Genomic DNA, 18,626 nt, shown 5'->3' with positions numbered 1-18,626 from the left:
GGGTGGGGGCTCTGCCCCCACGCCCCCGCGTTGGTGCGACGATCTTCGGTACGGGGACCTGCCGAATCTCCGGTACGGAGAGTTCTGCCGATCTCGGTACGGGGGCCTTTCATTCTTTTCCCTGGTCGCTGTGGTGGGCGTCCCCTGGCCTGGGGCCTGGACGGCTGGGCACGGACCTTTTCGTTCGCCTCCTCTGGTTGCTGTAGTGGGTGTTCTTCGGCCTGTGGGTCTGGCGGGTCATGGGAGAGCTTTGTGGTCTTGGCGCGTGGGGCGTCGGGTGGTGGCCTGGCGGGTGGCGGGCCGGATGGTGTCCGCCGGTTCCTCGCCGGGAGGGTTGGTGGGCTTTGTCGGGACGTTGGTCCCTGGAAAGTCTGCTGAGGACGCCGACAATGAGTACATGCTTTTGCAGACATACCTCGCCGCGTCTGCCGAGCCGGACTTCGACGTGACGGTGCACAGCGGCGAGGCTGGGCTGGTGATCGCCAGGATTCGCGGGGAGCTCGACCTGGCCACCGCCGACCGGCTGCACCGGCTGGTGCACGCCGCGATGAGCAGCGGCAGACGGGCCCGCGTCCTGCTGGACCTCGGCGGGGTGACCTTCTGTGACGCCCAGGGGCTGAGCGCGCTGGTGCGGATCGCCAACGACGCGCAGGGCGGCGGCGGGGAACTCAGCCTGACCCGGATCCCGCCGGTGATCGCACGGCTGCTGCGGCTGACGGGGCTGGACCACAGGTTCCCCGTGACCGTCGTCGCCATGGCCGTCCCGCAGTCCTTCAACTGACGAGCGCCCACCTCACGGCGTGCCACCGTGAGCGGGCTACGCCCCCCTGTGCCCGCCACACCGGGACGGGCCGAGCACGGGCGGTGCACCTCACCAGGTCACGGTGATGGGGCTCCTCCCGCGCCTGTGGCCGGAGCCGTCCCGTTCCCGGCCCGGATCACCCGATCGCCCGGGCCGTCGGGGAAGCCCCGCAGACGAACGGGGCTCCGGCCGATGACGCTTGTCCTGGCTCAAGTGACGGCCGCATACCTCTGGCGCTGCTGGGGACGAACCGCGATGTCCCGGCACGCCACGTCCCCGTGCCGTCGACGCACCCGCAGAGCAGGGAAGGTGATCACCATGGAAGTCGTGCCGTTCCGGACTCCCGGGCTCGGTGACACCAGCTACCTGCTCGTCCACGACGGGACCGGGGTGCTGGTCGATCCGCAGCGCGACATCGGCAGGTTCCTGGACGCCGTGGCCGAACGGGACGTGGCGTTGCGGTTCGTGGTGGACACCCACCTGCACAACGACTACCTGTCGGGCGCCGAGCAGGCGGCCGCCCGTACCGGCGCCGAACTGGTGCTGCCGGCCGGCGCGGCCGCGGCCTACCCGCACACCCCCGCCTTCCACATGGAGGACATCAAGGGCGACAAGGGCCTGACGCTGCGCCCGGTGCACACCCCCGGCCACACCCCCGAGCACACCAGTCACCTGGTGCTGATCGACGGGGAGCCGGTGGCGGTGTTCTCCGGCGGCAGCCTGCTGGTGGCCGCCGCCGGGCGTCCCGACCTGCTCGGCCCCGAGCGCGCCGACACCCTGGCCCGCCTGCAGTACCGGTCCCTGCACCGGCTGGCGGGACTGCCGCGCGACGTACTGCTGCTGCCCACCCACGGGGAGGGCTCGTTCTGCACGGCCGGCGGGGCCGGCCGGCTCACCTCCACCATCGGCGAGGAGCTGGACGCCAACCCGCTGCTGTCGACGCGGTCCGAGGACGAGTTCGTCGGGCGGCTGCTGGCGGAACCACAGCCGATCCCCGCCTTCTACCGGCACATGAGTCCCGTCAACGTGCGCGGCGTGCCGCCCATGCCGCCGGTGGACGTCCCCGTGCTGGATGCCGCCGGCCTGGCCGGGCTGCCGGAGGAGACGCAGCTTGTCGACATCCGGCCGCGCGAGACGATGGCGGCCGGGTTCGTGCCCGGCTCGGTCGGCATCGAGCTGGCCGACGACTTCGGGGCGTGGACGGGCTGGCTGCTGCCCTACGGGGCGCCGATCGCGCTGGTCGCCGAGCCCGGCCAGGACGTGGCCGAGGCCGTCACCCAGCTGGCGAGGATCGGCCTGGACGCGGTCGTCGGCGTGATCACCGACCTGACCGGCGTCGGCACCGCCCGCTTCCGGGTCGTCGGTCTCGACGCGTTCGCCGCGCTGGCCCGCCGGCCCGGCGCCCAGGTACTGGACGTGCGGATGCCGTCCGAGCGCGAGACCGTCGCGGTCCCCGGCTCCATCTGGCGGTTCCTGCCCGACCTGTTCACCGACGGCGTCCCCGCCGAGCTCGATCCCGCCCGCCCGGTGCTGGTGGCCTGCGGCTCGGGCCGCCGCGCGGCCATCGCCGCCACCGCCCTGCACCGCGCCGGCTTCACCCCGGTCGCGCTGACCGGCGCCGGGGTGCCCGAGCTGGCGGACGCCCTGAAGGACGGGGGTTGAGGAACATCTCTGCGAGATCGTGTGTCAAGCCCCTGCCGCTCCTGGTCAGCCGCCGGCGAGGTCGGCGGGCAGGGAGGATCTTGAAGTCTTGCGCGGATATTCGTGGCTGGCGTGGTGCCGGGACCGCAGGCATGACGCTCCGGCGGTACCGGTGTGCGAGGCGGCTGCCCCGGCTGCTGAAGGGCCGGGCGTGTTGGCCGGCACGGGGGTGCAAGACCCTGCCCATGAAAACAGGATTCCCGGTGCGGTCCGAAGACCAGCGCTGGTCTGAGCATGCCGAGGCCGTTCTCCGCGCTGTCGTGCCGGTTCTGCCCCCTAAATGGTTTGCCCGCAAATGGCGCGCACCGGGATGCTCTGTCGGACAGGAACGGAAGGGAAACCGCGAAGTGGCCGTCACCGCATCCAGCAGACCGTCCGGGTCCGGGCCGGAAGTCCGCACGGCGGCCGGCGTCCTCCGTGGCGGCCGGGAGGCGGGCCTGGCGGTCTTCCGCGGCATCCCGTTCGCCGAGCCGCCGGTCGGCGCCCTCCGTTTCGCCGCACCGCAGCCGGTGCGCAGCTGGGATGGTGTGCGTCCGGCGGTCGCGTACGGCCCGCCGCCCCCGCAGTCCGGCGTACTCGGGGCGTCCCAGGACACCGCCGGCGACGACTGGTTGACGATCAACGTCTGGACACCGGATCCGGATCCGGCGGCCGGGCTCCCGGTGATGGTGTGGATCCCCGGCGGCGGTTACGTCATGGGCAACTCCAGCCTCCCGGAATACGACGCCGGGCACCTGGCCGGGAGCGGAGCCGTGGTCGTGACCCTCAACTACCGTCTCGGTATTGAGGGTTTCGCGCAGATCGACGGAGCCCCGGCCAACCGGGGGCTACTCGACCAGGTCGCGGCCTTGCAGTGGGTGCGGGACAACATCCGGGTGTTCGGCGGCGACCCGAACCGGGTCACGGTCTTCGGGCAGTCGGCTGGCGGCGGATCGGTCGCCGCGCTGCTCGCCATGCCGCGCGCCGCCGGGCTCTTCCGCCGGGCGGTCGCGCAGAGCGTGCCGGGAACGTTCTTCTCTCCCGAGCTGGCCGCCGACATCGCCGCCGCCTGCGCCGCCGAGCTGGGGGTACGGCCCACGGTGTCCGGCCTGTCGGCGGTGGCCCCGGCCCGGCTGCCCGCCGCGGGCGACGCGATCTCCGCCAAGATGGTCCAATGGCGGGAGCGCTGGGGGCAGATCACACACCGGCCGATCCCGTTCGCACCGGTTGTCGACGGTGACGTCCTGCCGGCAACCCCTTGGCAGGCGCTGGCTGACGGCGCCGCCCGGGACGTCGGACTTCTCGTCGGGCACACTCGTGACGAGCACCGGTTGCTCAGCCTGATCGACGGCGTGCTCGGCCAGGTCACGCACGAGCAGACCGAGGCCGCTCTGCGCCTGCTCGCCCCCGGCCCGGACGGCGCACGCCGGTACCGGGAGGCGTTCCCGGCCGCGGCCGATGAGCAGCTGTACGAACTGGTCAACGCGGACTGGTTGTTCCGCATGCCGAGCCTCCACCTCGCCGACGCGCAGATCGCCGGCGGCGGCCGGGCCCACCTCTACGAACTGACCTGGTCCGCCCCGGGATTGGGCGGTGGCCTCGGCGCCTGCCACGGCCTGGACGTGCCGCTGGTCTTCGGCAACCTGAGCAGCGGACAGCCTGCCATGTTGATCGGCGACCCGCCCTCCCCGGCGGCGGAGGAGTTGTCCGCGCAGATCCGCACAGCGTGGACGGCGTTCGCCGCTCACGGCGACCCGGGCTGGCCTCCGTACGACGCATACCACCGCCTCGCACAGCTCTTCGACACGCCGTCGATGGCCACCGCCTACCCCGAAGAGCCCTCGCGGCTGCTGTGGCAGGACCACACCTTCCCGGCGCTCCCACTGCTCGCCCGGTAGCGGCCGTCAGCGGGCCGAGCGCGTTCCCGCGCCCGCGTCATCGCCGAGCCCGACACCCGCACCGCCCGCGCCGCAACCGGTCCAACTCCGGGACCCGTGCCCCCGGCGGCACCGTCAGCAGCGCGTCCAGCACCGCCCGGGCGCCCAGCGCACGATTTCGCAGAGATGTTCCTCAACCCCCAGGACGCCGCCGACGGGCGGACCCCTTCCCGGCGGAGCGGCGGACCGCCCTTCCGTCACCGACACGGCTCAGGAACGGATGCCGGACGACGAATCTCCCGGTGTTCGCGACGGGCCCCTCAGCATGGACGAACCGCCGCGAGAACGGCCGGCGTTCACAGGGCGGGGGTGTCCCAGACGGGGAACCAGCGGGACAGGTCGGGCTCGACCGGCAGCTCGCCGGCGAGCCGGGACCGTACCCGCAGCTCCAGCTCGTTGTCGCGGGTGTGCTCGCCGGTCTGCGCGAACGGGTAGAACGTGCCGCGTTTGAACAGGTAGACCAGCCCCAGACGGCGGCCCTCCACCGGCGACTCCAGCCCGATGACCGTGCACAGCAGGCTCGGGCCGAACCCGGTGCCCTCCAGGGTGGAGTTGATCGCGTGCAGGTCGGTGACGAGCGCGGCCGGGTCGTCCTCGGGACGGCGGATGACGACCCAGTCGTATCCGTAGGCGTCCCGGGTACGGACGGCGGACCCGGCCTCCCGGCCGGCGTTCACCAGGGCGAGGGCCTCGTCGCGGGCCTGCGCGGCCTGCTCGCCCTCGGCCGCCTTAAAGCAGACCCCGCCGGTGCCGGTCGGTGCCAGGCCGAGCGAGGCCTGCAGGGCGACCAGCGCGGACGGCACCGCGAACAGCACGTCCAGGTTCGGCTCGGCCGGCCTGGTGCGGCCGAGCAGCGCGTCCCAGAACCCCATCAGCGTCCCGCCTCCCCGATTTCACGCGAGATCCGTGCCAGCTGCTCGACCCGGCGTTCCAGCGGCGGATGGGTCATCAGCAGTCCCGCCAGGCTCGCCCTGGACGGGATCGCCGGGGCGAAGAACAGCGCGTTGAACGCCGAGGCCGCCCGCAGATCCCGGGTGGGGATGCGGGCCATGTCGCCGCTCACCCGGGTCAGCGCCGAGGCCAGCGCCGACGGACGGCCCGTCAGCAGGGCGCCGGCCCGGTCGGCGGCCAGCTCCCGGTACCGCGACAGCGCCCTGATCAGCAGGAAGCTCACCGCGTACACCACCGCCGACACCAGCAGCACCGCCAGCAGCACCGGGAAGCCCTGCTGGTTGTTGCGCCCGCGCCCGCCGAACAGGCCCGAGTAAAAGGCGAACCGCGTCACCAGCCCGGCCAGCACGCCCAGGAACGAGGCGATCGTCATCACCGCCACGTCCCGGTGCGCGACGTGCGACAGCTCATGGGCCAGCACGCCCTCCAGCTCCTGGGTGTCGAGCCGCCGCAGCAGCCCCGTCGTCACGCACACCACCGCGTTCTCCTGGTTGCGCCCGGTGGCGAACGCGTTGGGCAGGTCGCTGTCGGAGATGGCGACGCGAGGTTTGGGCATGTCAGCGGTGGCGCACAGCCGGTCCAGCAGCCCGTGCAGCTCGGGAGCCTGCTGCGGCGTCACCGTCCGGGCCCCCATCCCGGCCAGCGCGATCTTGTCGGAGAACCAGTACTGCGCGAACAGCAGCCCTCCTGCGATCACCACCACCCAAAACACCGACTTCAGCAGCGCCACCAGCGCCGCCACGAACAGCACGTACAGCAGCCCCAGCAGGAACACCGTCCACACCATCCGGACGGTCAGCCCCCGATCGGGCCGGAAACGCGTCCGCACCGCCATCACCCCGGAATGAGTCCCCCGCTCGCCGAGCACCTCGGCGATCTCTCCCTCACGGTTCCCCGATCGGGCGGCATCATGTCGGAGGCGGGAGACGACGGGTTCCGCCGCTGGCCGGCGGAGGGGTTCCCGCCCGGCCCGGCGGTGGCCGCGCCGCCGGGATCGTTCGCCGGCCGGGCGGGTCAGGCCCGCAGGTGGGCGGCGCGGGTGATGAGGTGGTCGCGTTCGGGGATGCTCGTCGTGCGGTTGGCGGCGCTGCGGTACTCGGCGACGGCGGCCTCGTGGTCACCGGCCATCTCCAGCAGGTGGGCGCGGGCGGCGTGCAGGCGGTGGTGCCCGGCCAGGCGGCCGTCGGCGTCCAGGGCCCTGAGCATGTCCAGGCCGGTGGCGGGGCCGTGGACCATGGCGGCGGCGACGGCCCGGTTGAGGGCGACCATGGGGTTGTCGGACATGCGTTCCAGCAGGCCGTACAGCGCCAGGATCTGGGGCCAGTCGGTGTCCTCGGCGGTGGGGGCCTCGTCGTGGACGGCGGCGATGGCCGCTTGGAGCTGGTAGGGGCCGACCGCGCCCCGCGCCAGGGCGGCGGTGACGAGGGCGATCCCCTCGGCGACAGCCTCGGCGTCCCACAGGGTGCGGTCCTGCTCGGCGAGCGGGATCGGGGCTCCGTCCGGGCCGGTGCGGGCGGGACGGCGGGCGTCGGTGAGCACCATCAGCGCCAGCAGCCCGGCCACCTCGCACTCGCCGGGCAGCAGCCGGTGCAGCATCCGGGTCAGCCGGATCGCCTCGCGGGCCAGCTCCACGCGCTGCAGTTCGGGGCCGGCGCTGCCGACGTACCCCTCGTTGAAGATCAAGTAGAGCACGTGCAGCACCGAGGCGAGCCGCCTGGCGCGCTCGTCCGGGCCGGGCATGCGGAACGGCACGCCGGAGGACTTGATGCGCTGCTTGGCCCGGCTGATGCGCTGGGCCATGGTCGCCTCGGGGACCAGGAAGGCGCGGGCGATCTCGGCGGTGGTCAGGCCGCCCACCGAGCGCAGCGTGAGCGCGATCGCCGAGGCCGGGGTCAGCGTGGGATGGCAGCACAGGAACAGCATGGTCAACGTGTCGTCGCGGCCCGCGGCGTCCGGGTCGTCGGCCGGCGGGGCCACCCGCCGGTCCGGCGGCGACCAGGCGGCCACCAGTTCCTCCCGGCGCCGCCGGGCCTGCTCGCCGCGCAGCTGGTCGGCCATCCGGCGGGAGGCGACCTGGATCAGCCAGCCGCGCGGGTTGCCGGGCACGCCCTCGGCCGGCCACTGCGCGGCGGCGTTCAGCAGCGCCTCCTGAACGGCGTCCTCGGCGGCGTCGAAGTCCCCGAAGCGGCGGGTGAGCACGCCGACGACCTGCGGCGCCAGCGCGCGCAGCAGGTCGTCGGCGGACGGGTCGTTCAGCGGGTCACGGCTCCTGGGGCGCTGCCGACATCACCTGGCGCACCTCGATCGGCATGTTCAGCGGCGCACCGCCGGGGCCGGGCGCCGCCGAGACGGTGGCGGCGAGGTCGAACGCCCGCTGCGGGCTCTCGACGTCGATGATCCAGTAGCCGATGAGGAACTCCTTGGTTTCAGGGTACGGGCCGTCGGTGATCACCGGGGAGCCGTCGGCACCGGCCCGCACGATCCGGGCCTGGTCCGGCGCCGCCAGCCCCTGCGCGTCCACGAACTCCCCGGACTCGATGAACCCGCGGTTCACCTCGTGCATGAACTCGATGTGCGCCTTGACGTCCTCGGCCGGCCAGGTGTCCATCGGCGGCAGGCCGCTCAGCGGGCCGAACTGCATCAGCATCATGTACTTCATGTCCTCGCTCCTGGTGTCCGCGCGTCCTTACCGACGCTCTCACCGACAGGTCGGAGCAGGTTCCCGCGTCCTCTACGTCGCGGCGCGGGTCCGGAGAAAAAAATTCCGAGCGGGCGTGATCCGGCCGCGTCCTCCCGGGAACCGGCCGCCCGGTGCTCGCCGTCAGCGGGCGACGGGACGGTAGGTGTGCAGAACGTTGCCGGGCCCCGCACTCATCGCCGGGGACGCGGGGATCTCCCCCGGACGAGCGGGTCCTGGCTCGTCCGGCTCTTCACCGGTCCGTCCGGGTCGTGCGGTCTGAGCGGGGCCACACGTACGGGAGGTCGTCGGGCACTCCGGGGAAAAACGGGCCGTAATGCGCCGGGTCCTTGCGCAGCAGGGACGACTGGTGGCTGCGGTGGAAATCCGGATCACCGAGCCAGGGCGGCAGCTCACCGGCCTTCGCCAGCTCCTCCTGGGTACGTACGTCCAAGATCCCGGTGGCCTCGGCCAGGTCGTCGAGCAGGGTGGCGGCACAGGTGTCGGCGCGTCCCGCCGCGCACCACGTGAGGCAGGTCTCCAGCCCGTAGCGGACGAGCGCCTCCTCATAGCCGGTCCACATCCGCACCGCCGGGTGATGGCGCCAGCCGTAGCCGGGGACGAGCAGCCCCCGCAGCACCTGGATCGCCTCCACCCGCTGCTTGCCCAGCCGCCGCGCGTCCAGCACCCGGGCGGACGCGGCGAAGCCGGGATAGGGCAGGAACGTCTGCATCAGCGTTCCCAGTCCTGCGGCACCTTGAGGGCCAGCGAGAGCGCCAGCCGGTCGGCGGACTTGTCCAGGTCCAGGCCGGCCAGCTCGGCGACCCGCCGCAGCCGGGCGCGCAGCGTCTCGCGGTGCACCCCGGCCGCCGCCGCGGCCGGATCCCACCGGTAGTTAGCCGCCACCCAGGCCCGCGCGGCGGCCAGCAGCAGCCGCCCGTCCTCACGGCGCGCCAGCGGGGCCAGCAGGGCGGAGGCGAACCGTTCGGCGGCCGGTGAGGCCAGCAGCCGGTCCAGCTCCATCGCGGGGGTCTCGGCGTACCGGACGAGGCGCCGGTCGGGGCGGGTCAGCGCGGCGGCGGTCTCGGCCTCCCGGATCGCCTCGACGGTCTCTGCCGGGGGGTGGGGTACCGACAGCCCGGCCCGCCCGCTGGCCAGCAGCGGCGCCAGCCGCTCCTCGGCGAACCCCGGGGTGACCAGGACGACCGACCCGGACGGCCGGTCGGCGGCGGCCCAGCCCCCGGCGGTCACCACCCGCGCGGCGAGCTCGCGATGCCCCCGGCCGGTGATCGTCACGGCCACCAGCGAGCCGGGCAGCGGCAGGTCCAGCGCGGCGGCCACCCGTGCGGCCGGGCCGGTCTCCCCCTCGGCCAGCAGCATGGCCACCACGCCGCGCAGCTCCCGTTCGCCGCCCCGGTCCAGCACGGTCAGCACGGCGGCGGCGGTCCCGACAACGCTCGCCGCCCAGGCGGGCCGCTCCCCCACTGCCGGCGCCCCGACACACAGCGTGCCCCGGCGCTCGCGGGCCAGGCCCAGCGGCACGGCAATGACGGGCATACCGTCCGCTTCGGCCCCCAGCGCGTGCCGGCGGCCCCGCTCGGCCCGCCGGGCCAGCTCCGCCAACGTCCCGTCGTCCGGGCCGCTTCGGAGAGGCCTCTCGTCGTCCGGGCCGTTCGGGGCAGGCTCCTCGCCGTACGAGCCGTCCCGGAGAGGCTTATCTCTGTACGAGCCGTCTCGGGAGGGCTGCCCGCCGTACAGGACCTTTCGAGGGGGCTTCTCGTCATGCGAGCCCTTGCCGGAGGGGGAGCGCAGCAGGACGTGGTGGCCCGGGTCGAGCACCGCCACCCAGCCGTTCAGGTCGCGTGCCAGCCGGTCGGCCACGGCCTGCCGCCCGGAGTGCCCGGCCTCGGCCAGCCGCTGCTGCAGCCGCCCGGCCTGCTCGGCCTCGCGCCGGGCCTCGGCGGCATTCAGGTCGGCCACGGCCCGGTCCACCGCCACGAACGGGGTGCGCGTCGGCACCTCGATCAGGGTCAGCCGGTTGCGCCGCGCCGCCTGGACGACCTCACCGGGGATCTCCGGGAACCAGGGGTCGAGCCCGAACCCGACCGCGCGGGCCCCGGCCTCGGCCAGCCGCCGCGCCCAGGTCACCGCCGCCCGGGCCGGCTCCGGCTCATCGCGCAGCCACATCCCGCTGGTCAGCAGCAGCTCCGCCCCGTCCAGCCACGGGGTGGGGTCGGGCAGCTCCGAGACCGCCACCCAGCGCACCGGCTGGTCCAGGCCCTCTGTGCCGGACACCACTCGCAGTCCCAGCCCGGCGTCGGCGAGCAGCCGCCGGATCGTGACGGTCATCGGCGCCCCTGTCTGCCCACCCCTCCATTACACACGGCGGGGTCCGCGGAGCATCGCGGCTCCGTACAGGTCGGTGCGGCGCCGCGCCAGCTGCGGCTTGGCCGCGCACACCACGCCCGGCCCCTCCCGGCCCACGAGCGGGCAGTCCAGCACCGTCCAGCCCGGCCCGTCCGCGACGGCCTCCGTGCGCGGCACCGTCACGTGGTCGGGTGAGAAGAGGCCGCCGGGGACCCGCCCGGCGTTGGCCATCGCGATCCACACGTGGGAGTCGCCCGCGCGCAGCCGCGCCGGATGGGCGAACTCCGAGTCCGGCTCGCGCAGCAGGGCGGGCTCCAGCGGCACGCGGGTCCCCGCGAACGGGACGGGGAACGGCCAGTCGACCGCGCCGGGCGCCGCGATGACATCGGCACCGAGCACGGCCAGGACACGGGAGGGCTCGAACGCCTCCAGTTCCTCGGCGGCCAGCAGCCCCAGCGTTCCCCAAGGCCGTTGAACGGGCCTGGGCGGCTCCGCCCCTGGTGCCGCCCAGGCTGCTTGTGCGCCCAGATGCGTGGCGTACCGGACGGCCATCCGGCCCTCCGGCGTGCAGTGCACCACGGCGTATCGGGGTCGTCCGTCCTCATCACGTACGGCCAGCGCCGTCACCGCCTCGCACCGGCCGGCCGCGCACCAGTCCCACAGGACCCGCCGGGCCGCGGCGTCCTGCTCCGGGTCGGGGCGCCCGCCGGTCAGGTGGAAGGCCGGCAGGACGGCCAGCCGGGTGCCCTCCGGCGCGGCGGGCGGCACCCCCGGCGGGCCGGAGAACACCGCTCCGACCACGGGCTCGGTCCGGGTTGGGCGGTCGGACAGCGCCTCATGGTCGGAGCGGGGCCAGGTGGAGGAGCGGGCCAGCGGCCGGTACTCGGCGGGCCTGCGGGCCTTCAGGCGGGCACGGCGGACGGCGGCGGCCTCCGCCAGGTCGAGGGTCGCGGTGACGTATCCCGTGCCGCCGTCGAGCGCGGCGGTCACGTTCCCGCTGTGGTCGAGGACGCAGGTGCCGCCGCTGAACTGCACGGTGGCGCCGTCCAGCGGCTCGGCCCCCGCCATGTCGGCGGCGACCATGGGCAGCCCGTTCTCCCAGGCGCGCAGCCGCCAGGTGGCGCTGGGGCCGGGCTCGTCCACCCACGCGGTGGGCAGCGCGACCCAGTCGGCGCCGCTGAGCGCCGCGTACCGCATCGGCTCGGGATGGTCGACGTCCGCGCAGATCAACGGGCTGACACGGCCGGCCGGGGTGTCCCAGACCGGCGGCCGCAGATGCCCGTCCACCGCCCACCGCGGGTCGGCCACGAACGGCTGGGTCTTGCGGTAGGAGCCGACGGGACCGTCCGGGCCGATGAGCACGCAGCTGTTGTGCAGCGTGCCGAGGTCGGGGTCGAGCTCGGGCAGGCCGAGCACCAGCCAGGCCCCGATGGTCCGGCACAGCCCGGCCAGGCGGCGGACGGACGGCCCGTCCACCGGCTCGGCCAGGCCGCGCACCGACTCCTCGTCGGGCCACAGATAGCCGGTCAGCGCCATCTCCGGGGTCACGACCAGCCGTGCCCCGTCGGCCGCCGCGGCCGCCGCCAGCTCTTCGATCGCCGCCAGGTTGGTCCGCACCTCGCCGTGCACGGCCTCCAGCTGGACGGCGCCCACCGTGACCAGGTCGCTCAACGTGTGTCGGCCACCTTCCCCGCCAGCACGGTGACCAGCTCGTACACGACGTGGCCGGCGGCCACCGCGGTGAGCTGGGCGTGGTCGTAGGCGGGCGCGACCTCCACCACGTCGGCGCCGACGATCTGGGCGGCGGCCAGCCGCCGCAGCACGCCGAGCAGCTCGCGGCTGGTCAGCCCGCCCGCCTCTGGGGTGCCGGTGCCGGGCGCGTGGGCCGGGTCCAGGACGTCGATGTCCACCGACACGTACACCGGCCGGTCGCCGACCCGCCGCACCAATTCCTCGGCCACGTCGTCGACCGTGCGGCTCTGGAAGTCGTCGCTGGTGACGATGCCGAAGCCCATGCGGGCGTCCTCGTCCAGGTCGATGCGGCCGTACAGCGGGCCGCGGGTGCCCACGTGCGCGCAGGCGCCCTCGGCCAGCAGGCCCTCCTCGTGCGCCCGGCGGAACGGCGTGCCGTGCGTGTAGGCGGCCCCGAAGTAGGTGTCCCAGGTGTCGAGGTGGGCGTCGAAGTGGATCAGGGCAAGGGGCTCACCGAACCGCTCGCGCGCCTCCCGCAGCAGCGGCAGCGCGATCGTGTGGTCTCCCCCGATGGTGACCACACGATCGCACCGCGCCGCCACCTGCGCGACCGTCGACTGGACGGTGCCGATGGCCTCGCCGATGTCGAACGGGTTGCAGGCGATGTCCCCGGCGTCCACCACCTGCGCCGCCTGGAACGGGGACAGGTCCTGCGCGGGGTTGTAGGGCCGCAGCAGCCGGGACGCCTCCCGGACGGCCGCCGGCCCGAACCGGGCGCCCGGCCGGTAGGACACGCCGGCGTCGAACGGGACGCCGACGATGCCCACGTCGGCGCGGCGCACCTGGTCCAGGCGGGGCAGCCGGGCGAACGTGGCGGGACCGGCGAACCGGGGCACCAGCGCGGAGTTCACCGGGCCGAGCGGCTCGGGCCCGTCGTGCGGCTCGGCGGGCAGCGGGGAGGGATGAAGGGTCAAGGTCCGTCCTGTGCTCAGTCGAAGACGATCACGCTGCGGGTGCGGGTTCCGGCGCGCATGGCCGCGAACGCCTCGTTGACCTCCTCCAGCCGGATGCGGTGCGAGATCAGCGAGTCCAGCGGCAGCCGTCCGGCCAGGTACAGCCCGGCCAGCCGGGGGAAGTCCAGGCCGGGCACCGCGCCGCCGTAGTTGGAGCCGATCAGGGTCTTGCCCGCCTCGGCCAGCTCCAGCACGTCGATCCCGGCCCGCGCGCCCTCGGGCGGCAGGCCCACCAGCACGCCGACACCCGCGGTGGCCAGCAGCGACGGCAGGGTCTCGATGGTCTCGACCCGGCCGATCACCTCGAAGGCGTAGTCGGCGCCGCCGCCGGTCAGGTCGGCGACCGCCGCCGCGACGTCCGTTCCAGGCCCGGCCTGGACGGTGTGGGTGGCGCCGAACGAGCGGGCGGCGGCCAGCTTCTCCTCGGAGGTGTCCACCGCGATGATCGGGTGGGCGCCGGCCAGCACCAGGCCCATGACCACCGCCAGGCCCACGCCGCCGCAGCCCACCACGACGGCGGACGCCCCGGCGGGCACCCTGGCGTTGTTGGTCACCGCGCCGACGCCGGTGGTGATCGAGCAGCCGATCAGGCTGGCCACGTCCATCGGCAGCTCGGACGGCACGCGCACCGCAGCCGACTCGGGCACCACCGCGTACTCGCTCATCGTGCCGACCGCCAGGTACGGGTAGACCACGCCCCGCTCGTCGCTGAGGCGGGTGGTCCCGTCGGGCAGCAGGCACTCGCCCGAGCGGGTGCCGGTGCACGCCCACGCCTTGCCCGCCGCGCAGGCCCGGCAGCGGCGGCACGGGTAGTACCAGGACAGGATGACGCTGTCGCCGGGGGCCACGTCGGTGACCCCGGGGCCGACCGCCTCGACGGTCCCGGCGCCCTCGTGGCCCAGTACGGTCGGCGTGGGCAGGTGCCACTCACCGTCGATCACGTGCCGGTCCGAGCCGCACACCCCGGAGGCTCCCATGCGGACGAGGACCTCGCCGGGTCCCGGGTCGGCCACCCACACCTCGCGGATGTCCAGGGTGGTGCCGCGGCCGTCGTGAACGGCCGCCATCGCGGTACGCGCCATCAGAGGGTCTCCTTCGCGGTCCGGTGAGCGGGAACGTGGCCGGTGGCGTAGCCACCGCCGCGCCGGTTCAGCAGCGGCGTCAGCACCAGGTGGGCGACGGCGGCGACGATCGCGGCCGGGACGGAGGCGGTGATGTAGTCGAACGCCGGCTTGGTGGCGAGGGTCTGCGGGTTGTAGAGCACCACGTAGACCACCGCGCCCAGGCCCGTCGAGACCAGCCCGGCCACGTTGAATCCGCCGCTGAAGTGGTATGGGCTGGCCTTGCCGGGCTCGTACAGGCCCCGCAGCTGCAGCCGCTGGCGGCGCAGCACGAAGTAGTCGGCGATGACCGTCCCGGCGATGGCCGCCAGGAACGCCCCGCTCCAGGTGACGAACACCAGGAACTTGTCGTACAGCAGGTTCGGCCAGAAGCTCACCACCGCGGGCAGTACGAAGAACGCGGCCGTCAGCCACTCCCAGCGGATCCGGGTCAGCCGGTTGCCGCCTGCCTGCCGCAACGCCAGGCAGGTCGAGTACACGATGGACGACAGGCTGGTGAGGTTGGCGAACCCGATGAACACCAGCGCCAGGATGCCCAGCCATTGGCCGCCCAGCGGCACCATCCACACCGTCGGGTCGGAGTCGCCCAGGGTCAGCGCGGCGGCCATCCCGACGACCTGGGCCACCAGCGTGGCGCCGAACAGGCCGATGTACCCCGGCCACAGGCCGCTGCGCGGCTTGTCGGTCAGGCGGGCCAGGCTGCCCATGACCGGCCACCACGACAGGCCCACGCCGAGGTTGAACTCGACGGCCAGCGCGAAGTTGAGCCGCTCGTCGGGGAACGGCTCCAGCGGCGGCGCGTTGAGCAGCTCACTCCAGGAGGTCTCGGTGATCAGCAGGACGGCCATGCCGAACGTCAGGATCGCCAGGCCGGGCGCCACGATGCGGTTGAACCACCGAATGGTCAGCGGCCCCTTGGCCAGCACGACCCAGGCGATGGCCAGGGCCAGCAGCGCCAGCAGGGTGACGACGATCGCGTTGGGCCCGATGTGGGTGCCGAACACCTCGTTGGACACCTGCGCGGTGGCCCGGCCGAACATCACCCCGAGCAGGGCCGACCAGCCCATCTCGGTGAACAGCACCACGGTGAACACCAGCAGCGCCACGCCGCCGATGCCGTAGACGCTGCGCAGGATCGTGTACTGCTCGACCCCGTACCGCTGGCTGGAGACCACGCTGGCCAGCAGCATCACCGCCACGCCGATCGCGTTGCCGATGATCATTGCGGCCAGGCCCTCGCGGAAGCCGACCAGCGCGGCGGTGGAGCCGCCCACCAGGAACGCCCAGGTGGCGATGGCCAGCCCGACGTTCACCCAGGTGAAGTCGGTGAAGTTCCACACCCGCTCACCGCGCAGCACCGGCAGCGACCCGAAGGTCGCCTCCCGGGTCACGTCCTCCTCGGCCGCCATCAGGCCATCACCCACCCGACCGCCACCAGCACGGCCACCAGCAGGGCCAGCGCCCAAAGGTCGCCCGCGCCGAGCGCCGCGTGCGCGGCGTCACCGGCCTCCTCGCGCTCCAGGATGTCGAGCCGGCGTTCCAGCTCGGCCCGCAGCGCCGGGTCCCTCACGTCCATCGAACCTCCCATGCACGACCGTCAGGGTCATGGATCCGTCGGTCGACGGAAAGCGAACCGGCGGCGCACTCACGCTAGTGAGCGACATCCGTTGCCCGGTCCACTGCTTTTCCGCCAATTCGTCGGCCGGATCAGCGGGTTCGCCGCACCCCGCGGGCACCGAAATATCCCGATGCCCCGTACCGCGACCGGCCGAGGCGGTAGAAATGATCACCCCCCTCGCCGAACGGAGAGCTCCCGCCATGCGCAAGCTGCTGCGCCCCGCCGTCCTGGTCACCGGCCTGCTCGGTGCGAGCGCGCTGGTCCCGCTGGCGATCTCGCAGGCCGCGGCGGTGGAGAACACCCGGACCTACCGGTACGGCTCGCACGCGCGCCAGGCCCTCGACGCGTACTGGAACTCCCCCGGCAAGGGCACCCAGCCGGGAATCGTCATCGTCCACGGCGGTTTCTGGAACGCCGGGCGGCGCGGGGAATGGAAGTCCACCGCCGAGTGGTACGCCCAGCGCGGATTCGCCGTCTTCACCGTCGACCACCGCTACAACACCGACGCGACCTGGCCCGCCCCGCGCGACGACCTCTACCGGGCCATCACCTGGATCAAGGACCACTCGGGTACCTTCCGGCTCGACCGGGACCGGCTCGCGGTGATCGGCGCGCAGGCCGGCGGGCATCTGGCCACCCAGGCGGGCACCCACGCCACCGGGGCGGCCAGGGTCCGCGCCGTGGTCGGCCTGTCGGCCATCACCTCACCCGACCGCGCCTACGACACGGCGCAGACGACCGCCGCGTCCGCGACCCGCCGCAAGATGCGCGACCAGAGCGTGATCCTGGCCGACTGCACGCCCCTCGACGGCGAGCGGCACTGCCTGACCCGGTTCCGCAACATGGACTCGGCCACCCATGCGAGCGCCGGGGACTCCCCCATGCTGCTGGTCCACTCCAGCCACGACGTCATTCCCGCCGCACACGGCAACCTCCTCAAGGAGGCGCTCGCCGACGCCGGGGTGCGCGACGTGACGGTACGGACGGTGGGGGGCTCGGCCAGCGGCGGCGGTCTACTGTCCGACAGCGGCCTGCGCACGCAAATCCTCACCTGGATCCGCGCCCGCACCCAGGCGCGCGCCGCGTCCGCGACGACGGACGCCCCGCCCACCGAGGACGCCTCGGTGCGCACCGAACGCGTCCCCTCCCGCACCTCCGACGACGACGGCACCACCGTCTCCACCCCAAAGACGGCCGCCGCCCAGCGGGAGCGCACCTACAGCTACGGCCCCCACCCCCGTCACAGGCTCACCGCCTACTACGTCAAGCGCAGCACTAAGCAGCCCGCCGTCGTCCTCGTCCACGGCGGCTACTGGTACGAGGGCGACAAGTCGTCGTTCACCGACTTCGCCCGCCACCTCGTCCGCAAGGGCTACGCCGTCTTCGCCGTCAACTACCGGTTGAACACCCAGGCCGGCTGGCAGGCCCAGCGGCAGGACCTCTACCAGGCCACCCAGTGGGTGAAGTCCCATGCCGCCGCCTTCTCGGCCAACCCCCGGCGCGTGGTTCTGGTGGGCAGCTCGGCCGGCGGGCACCTGGCCACCAACCTCGGCGTCCACTCCACCGGCACCAGGTACGCCAAGGCGGTGGCGGCCGTCTCTCCCGTCGCCAACCCCTACCGCGCCTACCAGGAAGGCCAGGAGCGGGGCGCCACGGTCTACCACCGCAAGCTGCGCGACGCCGCCGTCCTGCTCGCCCGCTGCACCCCCGACCGCGACGACGCCGCCTGCTGGAGCCGCTGGATCGACATGGTCAGCTTCCAGCACGCCGGCCGGGGCGACACCCCCATGCTGCTGATCCACTCACGGCACGACTTCGTCCCGCCCGCCCACGGCGCCCAGCTCTGCCAGGCGCTGCGGGCCGGCTCGGTCGGCTGCGCGCAGCACGTGGTGGCCGGCGACGAGCACGGCATGGGCCTGCTCGCCAGGCCGGCCGTCCGCGACCGGCTGGTCAAGTGGATCAAGGCGCACGACTGACCGCCCGTCAGTCGTCCTCGGTCCGCCCGCCGTTGCCGTTGCCGTTCCTGGTCCGGCGCAGCAGCGGATCCCCGAACCACAGCCACAGCGCCAGCACGGCCGTCAGCGCCGCCGTGACCACCGGCAGCGACCCGTTGTACATGTAGTCGACCACCAGCATCGTGGCGGCCGTCATCGACACCGCCAGCGCCAGCGTGCCGATCATCCCGTACATGTTGGCCCGGTGGACCAGCGACTCCTTCATGCCCTGGCGGAACAGGATCCGGTGCTGGGCGACCGGGGCGATGAAGAACATCGAGGCGACGGCCGCCCCCAGCAGTGACACGTAGAACAGCCGGCGGTCGGCCTCGTCGACCCGGACGAACCCTTGCGAGAACGGGACGGTCAGCAGGAACGCGAACAACACCTGCACTCCGGTGACGGCTACCCGGAACCCCTGCAGCAACTCCACGAAGTTGCGGTCGGCGCGCTCGGCGGGAGTCTCGTTGGGGGTCTCGGTCGCCGCGGTGGCCCCATCGGCCACAGTGGCCGCGTTGGCCGAACCGGTTCTGGGGGGAGGATCTTCAGATGTCACGCGTACCTCTTACCGCCGCCGCGATCGGACAAACCCGATCTCCCCCTGACCTCGCCGAGTGCGCATCCGCCCCTGGATTCCGCTACAGTTACCAGTGCACGCACCGAGCAGGGCTCGGAGCAGCACGCGGACGTGGCTCAGTTGGTAGAGCATCACCTTGCCAAGGTGAGGGTCGCGGGTTCGAATCCCGTCGTCCGCTCTGAGGGGCCAAGCAGCGC

The 18,626-nt window shown here is 73.5% G+C and carries 16 protein-coding genes and 1 tRNA gene; 5 read left to right on the top strand and 12 right to left on the bottom strand.

The genetic code is table 11. The features are described from left to right. Positions 1–397 precede the first annotated feature (397 nt). The 3 genes from C4U03_RS39100 (at position 398) to C4U03_RS39090 (ending at position 4,380) form a co-directional block, all read left to right on the top strand. Positions 398–781: an STAS domain-containing protein gene (locus C4U03_RS39100; protein ID WP_160147260.1), complete on the top strand. Its 384-nt coding sequence runs from the start codon at positions 398–400 to the stop codon at positions 779–781. 339 nt (positions 782–1,120) lie between these two features. Next, complete coding sequence (locus C4U03_RS39095) at positions 1,121–2,464, top strand: MBL fold metallo-hydrolase (protein WP_103944866.1); 1,344 nt, start codon at positions 1,121–1,123, stop codon at positions 2,462–2,464. A gap of 386 nt (positions 2,465–2,850) precedes the next feature. Continuing rightward, entirely contained in the window at positions 2,851–4,380 is a 1,530-nt protein-coding gene (locus C4U03_RS39090; protein ID WP_200827784.1) for a carboxylesterase/lipase family protein, read from the top strand. Positions 4,381–4,715: 335 nt separating this feature from the next. Here the strand turns inward: C4U03_RS39090 and pspAB are convergent, their stop codons facing one another. The 11 genes from pspAB to C4U03_RS40905 form a co-directional block, all read right to left on the bottom strand. After that, complete coding sequence (gene pspAB / locus C4U03_RS39085; protein ID WP_103944862.1) at positions 4,716–5,291, bottom strand: PspA-associated protein PspAB; 576 nt, start codon at positions 5,289–5,291, stop codon at positions 4,716–4,718. Then, positions 5,291–6,205 carry a zinc metalloprotease HtpX gene (gene htpX, locus C4U03_RS39080; protein WP_200827783.1) on the bottom strand — a complete coding sequence of 305 codons (915 nt, stop codon included), beginning with the start codon at positions 6,203–6,205 and terminating at the stop codon, positions 5,291–5,293. The genes pspAB and htpX overlap by 1 nt, the downstream gene beginning before the upstream one ends. Positions 6,206–6,384: 179 nt before the next feature. Beyond that, on the bottom strand, positions 6,385–7,626 hold the full coding sequence (locus C4U03_RS39075) for an RNA polymerase sigma factor (protein WP_103944861.1): 1,242 nt from the start codon (positions 7,624–7,626) through the stop codon (positions 6,385–6,387). 4 nt (positions 7,627–7,630) lie between these two features. Continuing rightward, complete coding sequence (locus C4U03_RS39070) at positions 7,631–8,029, bottom strand: YciI family protein (RefSeq protein ID WP_103944859.1); 399 nt, start codon at positions 8,027–8,029, stop codon at positions 7,631–7,633. A gap of 271 nt (positions 8,030–8,300) precedes the next feature. Further along, complete coding sequence (locus tag C4U03_RS39065; RefSeq protein ID WP_103944857.1) at positions 8,301–8,780, bottom strand: MSMEG_6728 family protein; 480 nt, start codon at positions 8,778–8,780, stop codon at positions 8,301–8,303. After that, entirely contained in the window at positions 8,780–10,396 is a 1,617-nt protein-coding gene (locus tag C4U03_RS39060) for a PucR family transcriptional regulator (protein WP_103944855.1), read from the bottom strand. The genes C4U03_RS39065 and C4U03_RS39060 overlap by 1 nt, the downstream gene beginning before the upstream one ends. A 27-nt stretch (positions 10,397–10,423) precedes the next feature. Next, complete coding sequence (locus tag C4U03_RS39055; RefSeq protein ID WP_103944853.1) at positions 10,424–12,085, bottom strand: nitrilase-related carbon-nitrogen hydrolase; 1,662 nt, start codon at positions 12,083–12,085, stop codon at positions 10,424–10,426. Beyond that, positions 12,082–13,080, bottom strand: coding sequence for an agmatinase (gene speB, locus C4U03_RS39050; RefSeq protein ID WP_235018400.1), 999 nt, complete (start codon positions 13,078–13,080; stop codon positions 12,082–12,084). Before speB ends, C4U03_RS39055 begins: the two co-directional genes overlap by 4 nt. Before the next feature lie 14 nt (positions 13,081–13,094). Then, complete coding sequence (locus C4U03_RS39045; protein ID WP_103944852.1) at positions 13,095–14,201, bottom strand: alcohol dehydrogenase catalytic domain-containing protein; 1,107 nt, start codon at positions 14,199–14,201, stop codon at positions 13,095–13,097. Further along, positions 14,201–15,664, bottom strand: a complete 1,464-nt coding sequence (locus C4U03_RS39040) for a purine-cytosine permease family protein (protein ID WP_160147259.1) — start codon at positions 15,662–15,664, stop codon at positions 14,201–14,203. The genes C4U03_RS39045 and C4U03_RS39040 overlap by 1 nt, the downstream gene beginning before the upstream one ends. Continuing rightward, positions 15,649–15,816: a hypothetical protein gene (locus C4U03_RS40905; RefSeq protein ID WP_160147258.1), complete on the bottom strand. Its 168-nt coding sequence runs from the start codon at positions 15,814–15,816 to the stop codon at positions 15,649–15,651. The genes C4U03_RS39040 and C4U03_RS40905 overlap by 16 nt, the downstream gene beginning before the upstream one ends. Before the next feature lie 206 nt (positions 15,817–16,022). Between C4U03_RS40905 and C4U03_RS39035 the strand changes: the two genes are divergently transcribed. After that, positions 16,023–17,834, top strand: a complete 1,812-nt coding sequence (locus C4U03_RS39035) for an alpha/beta hydrolase (protein ID WP_160147257.1) — start codon at positions 16,023–16,025, stop codon at positions 17,832–17,834. A 7-nt stretch (positions 17,835–17,841) separates the two neighbouring features. Here C4U03_RS39035 and C4U03_RS39030 read toward each other — a convergent pair whose 3' ends face one another. Next, the gene (locus C4U03_RS39030) at positions 17,842–18,357 is read right to left on the bottom strand and encodes a DUF6328 family protein (protein ID WP_103944847.1); all 516 of its coding nucleotides are present in this window, start codon (positions 18,355–18,357) and stop codon (positions 17,842–17,844) included. Positions 18,358–18,534: 177 nt separating this feature from the next. Here C4U03_RS39030 and C4U03_RS39025 point away from each other — a divergent pair. Continuing rightward, positions 18,535–18,607: transfer RNA gene (locus C4U03_RS39025), tRNA-Gly, on the top strand. Positions 18,608–18,626: the final 19 nt, after the last annotated feature.

The sequence above is a fragment of the Thermomonospora echinospora genome (assembly GCF_900108175.1).
In the GTDB taxonomy this organism is placed as follows: domain Bacteria; phylum Actinomycetota; class Actinomycetes; order Streptosporangiales; family Streptosporangiaceae; genus Thermomonospora; species Thermomonospora echinospora.
This window is presented reverse-complemented; position numbering and strand designations above follow the sequence as displayed.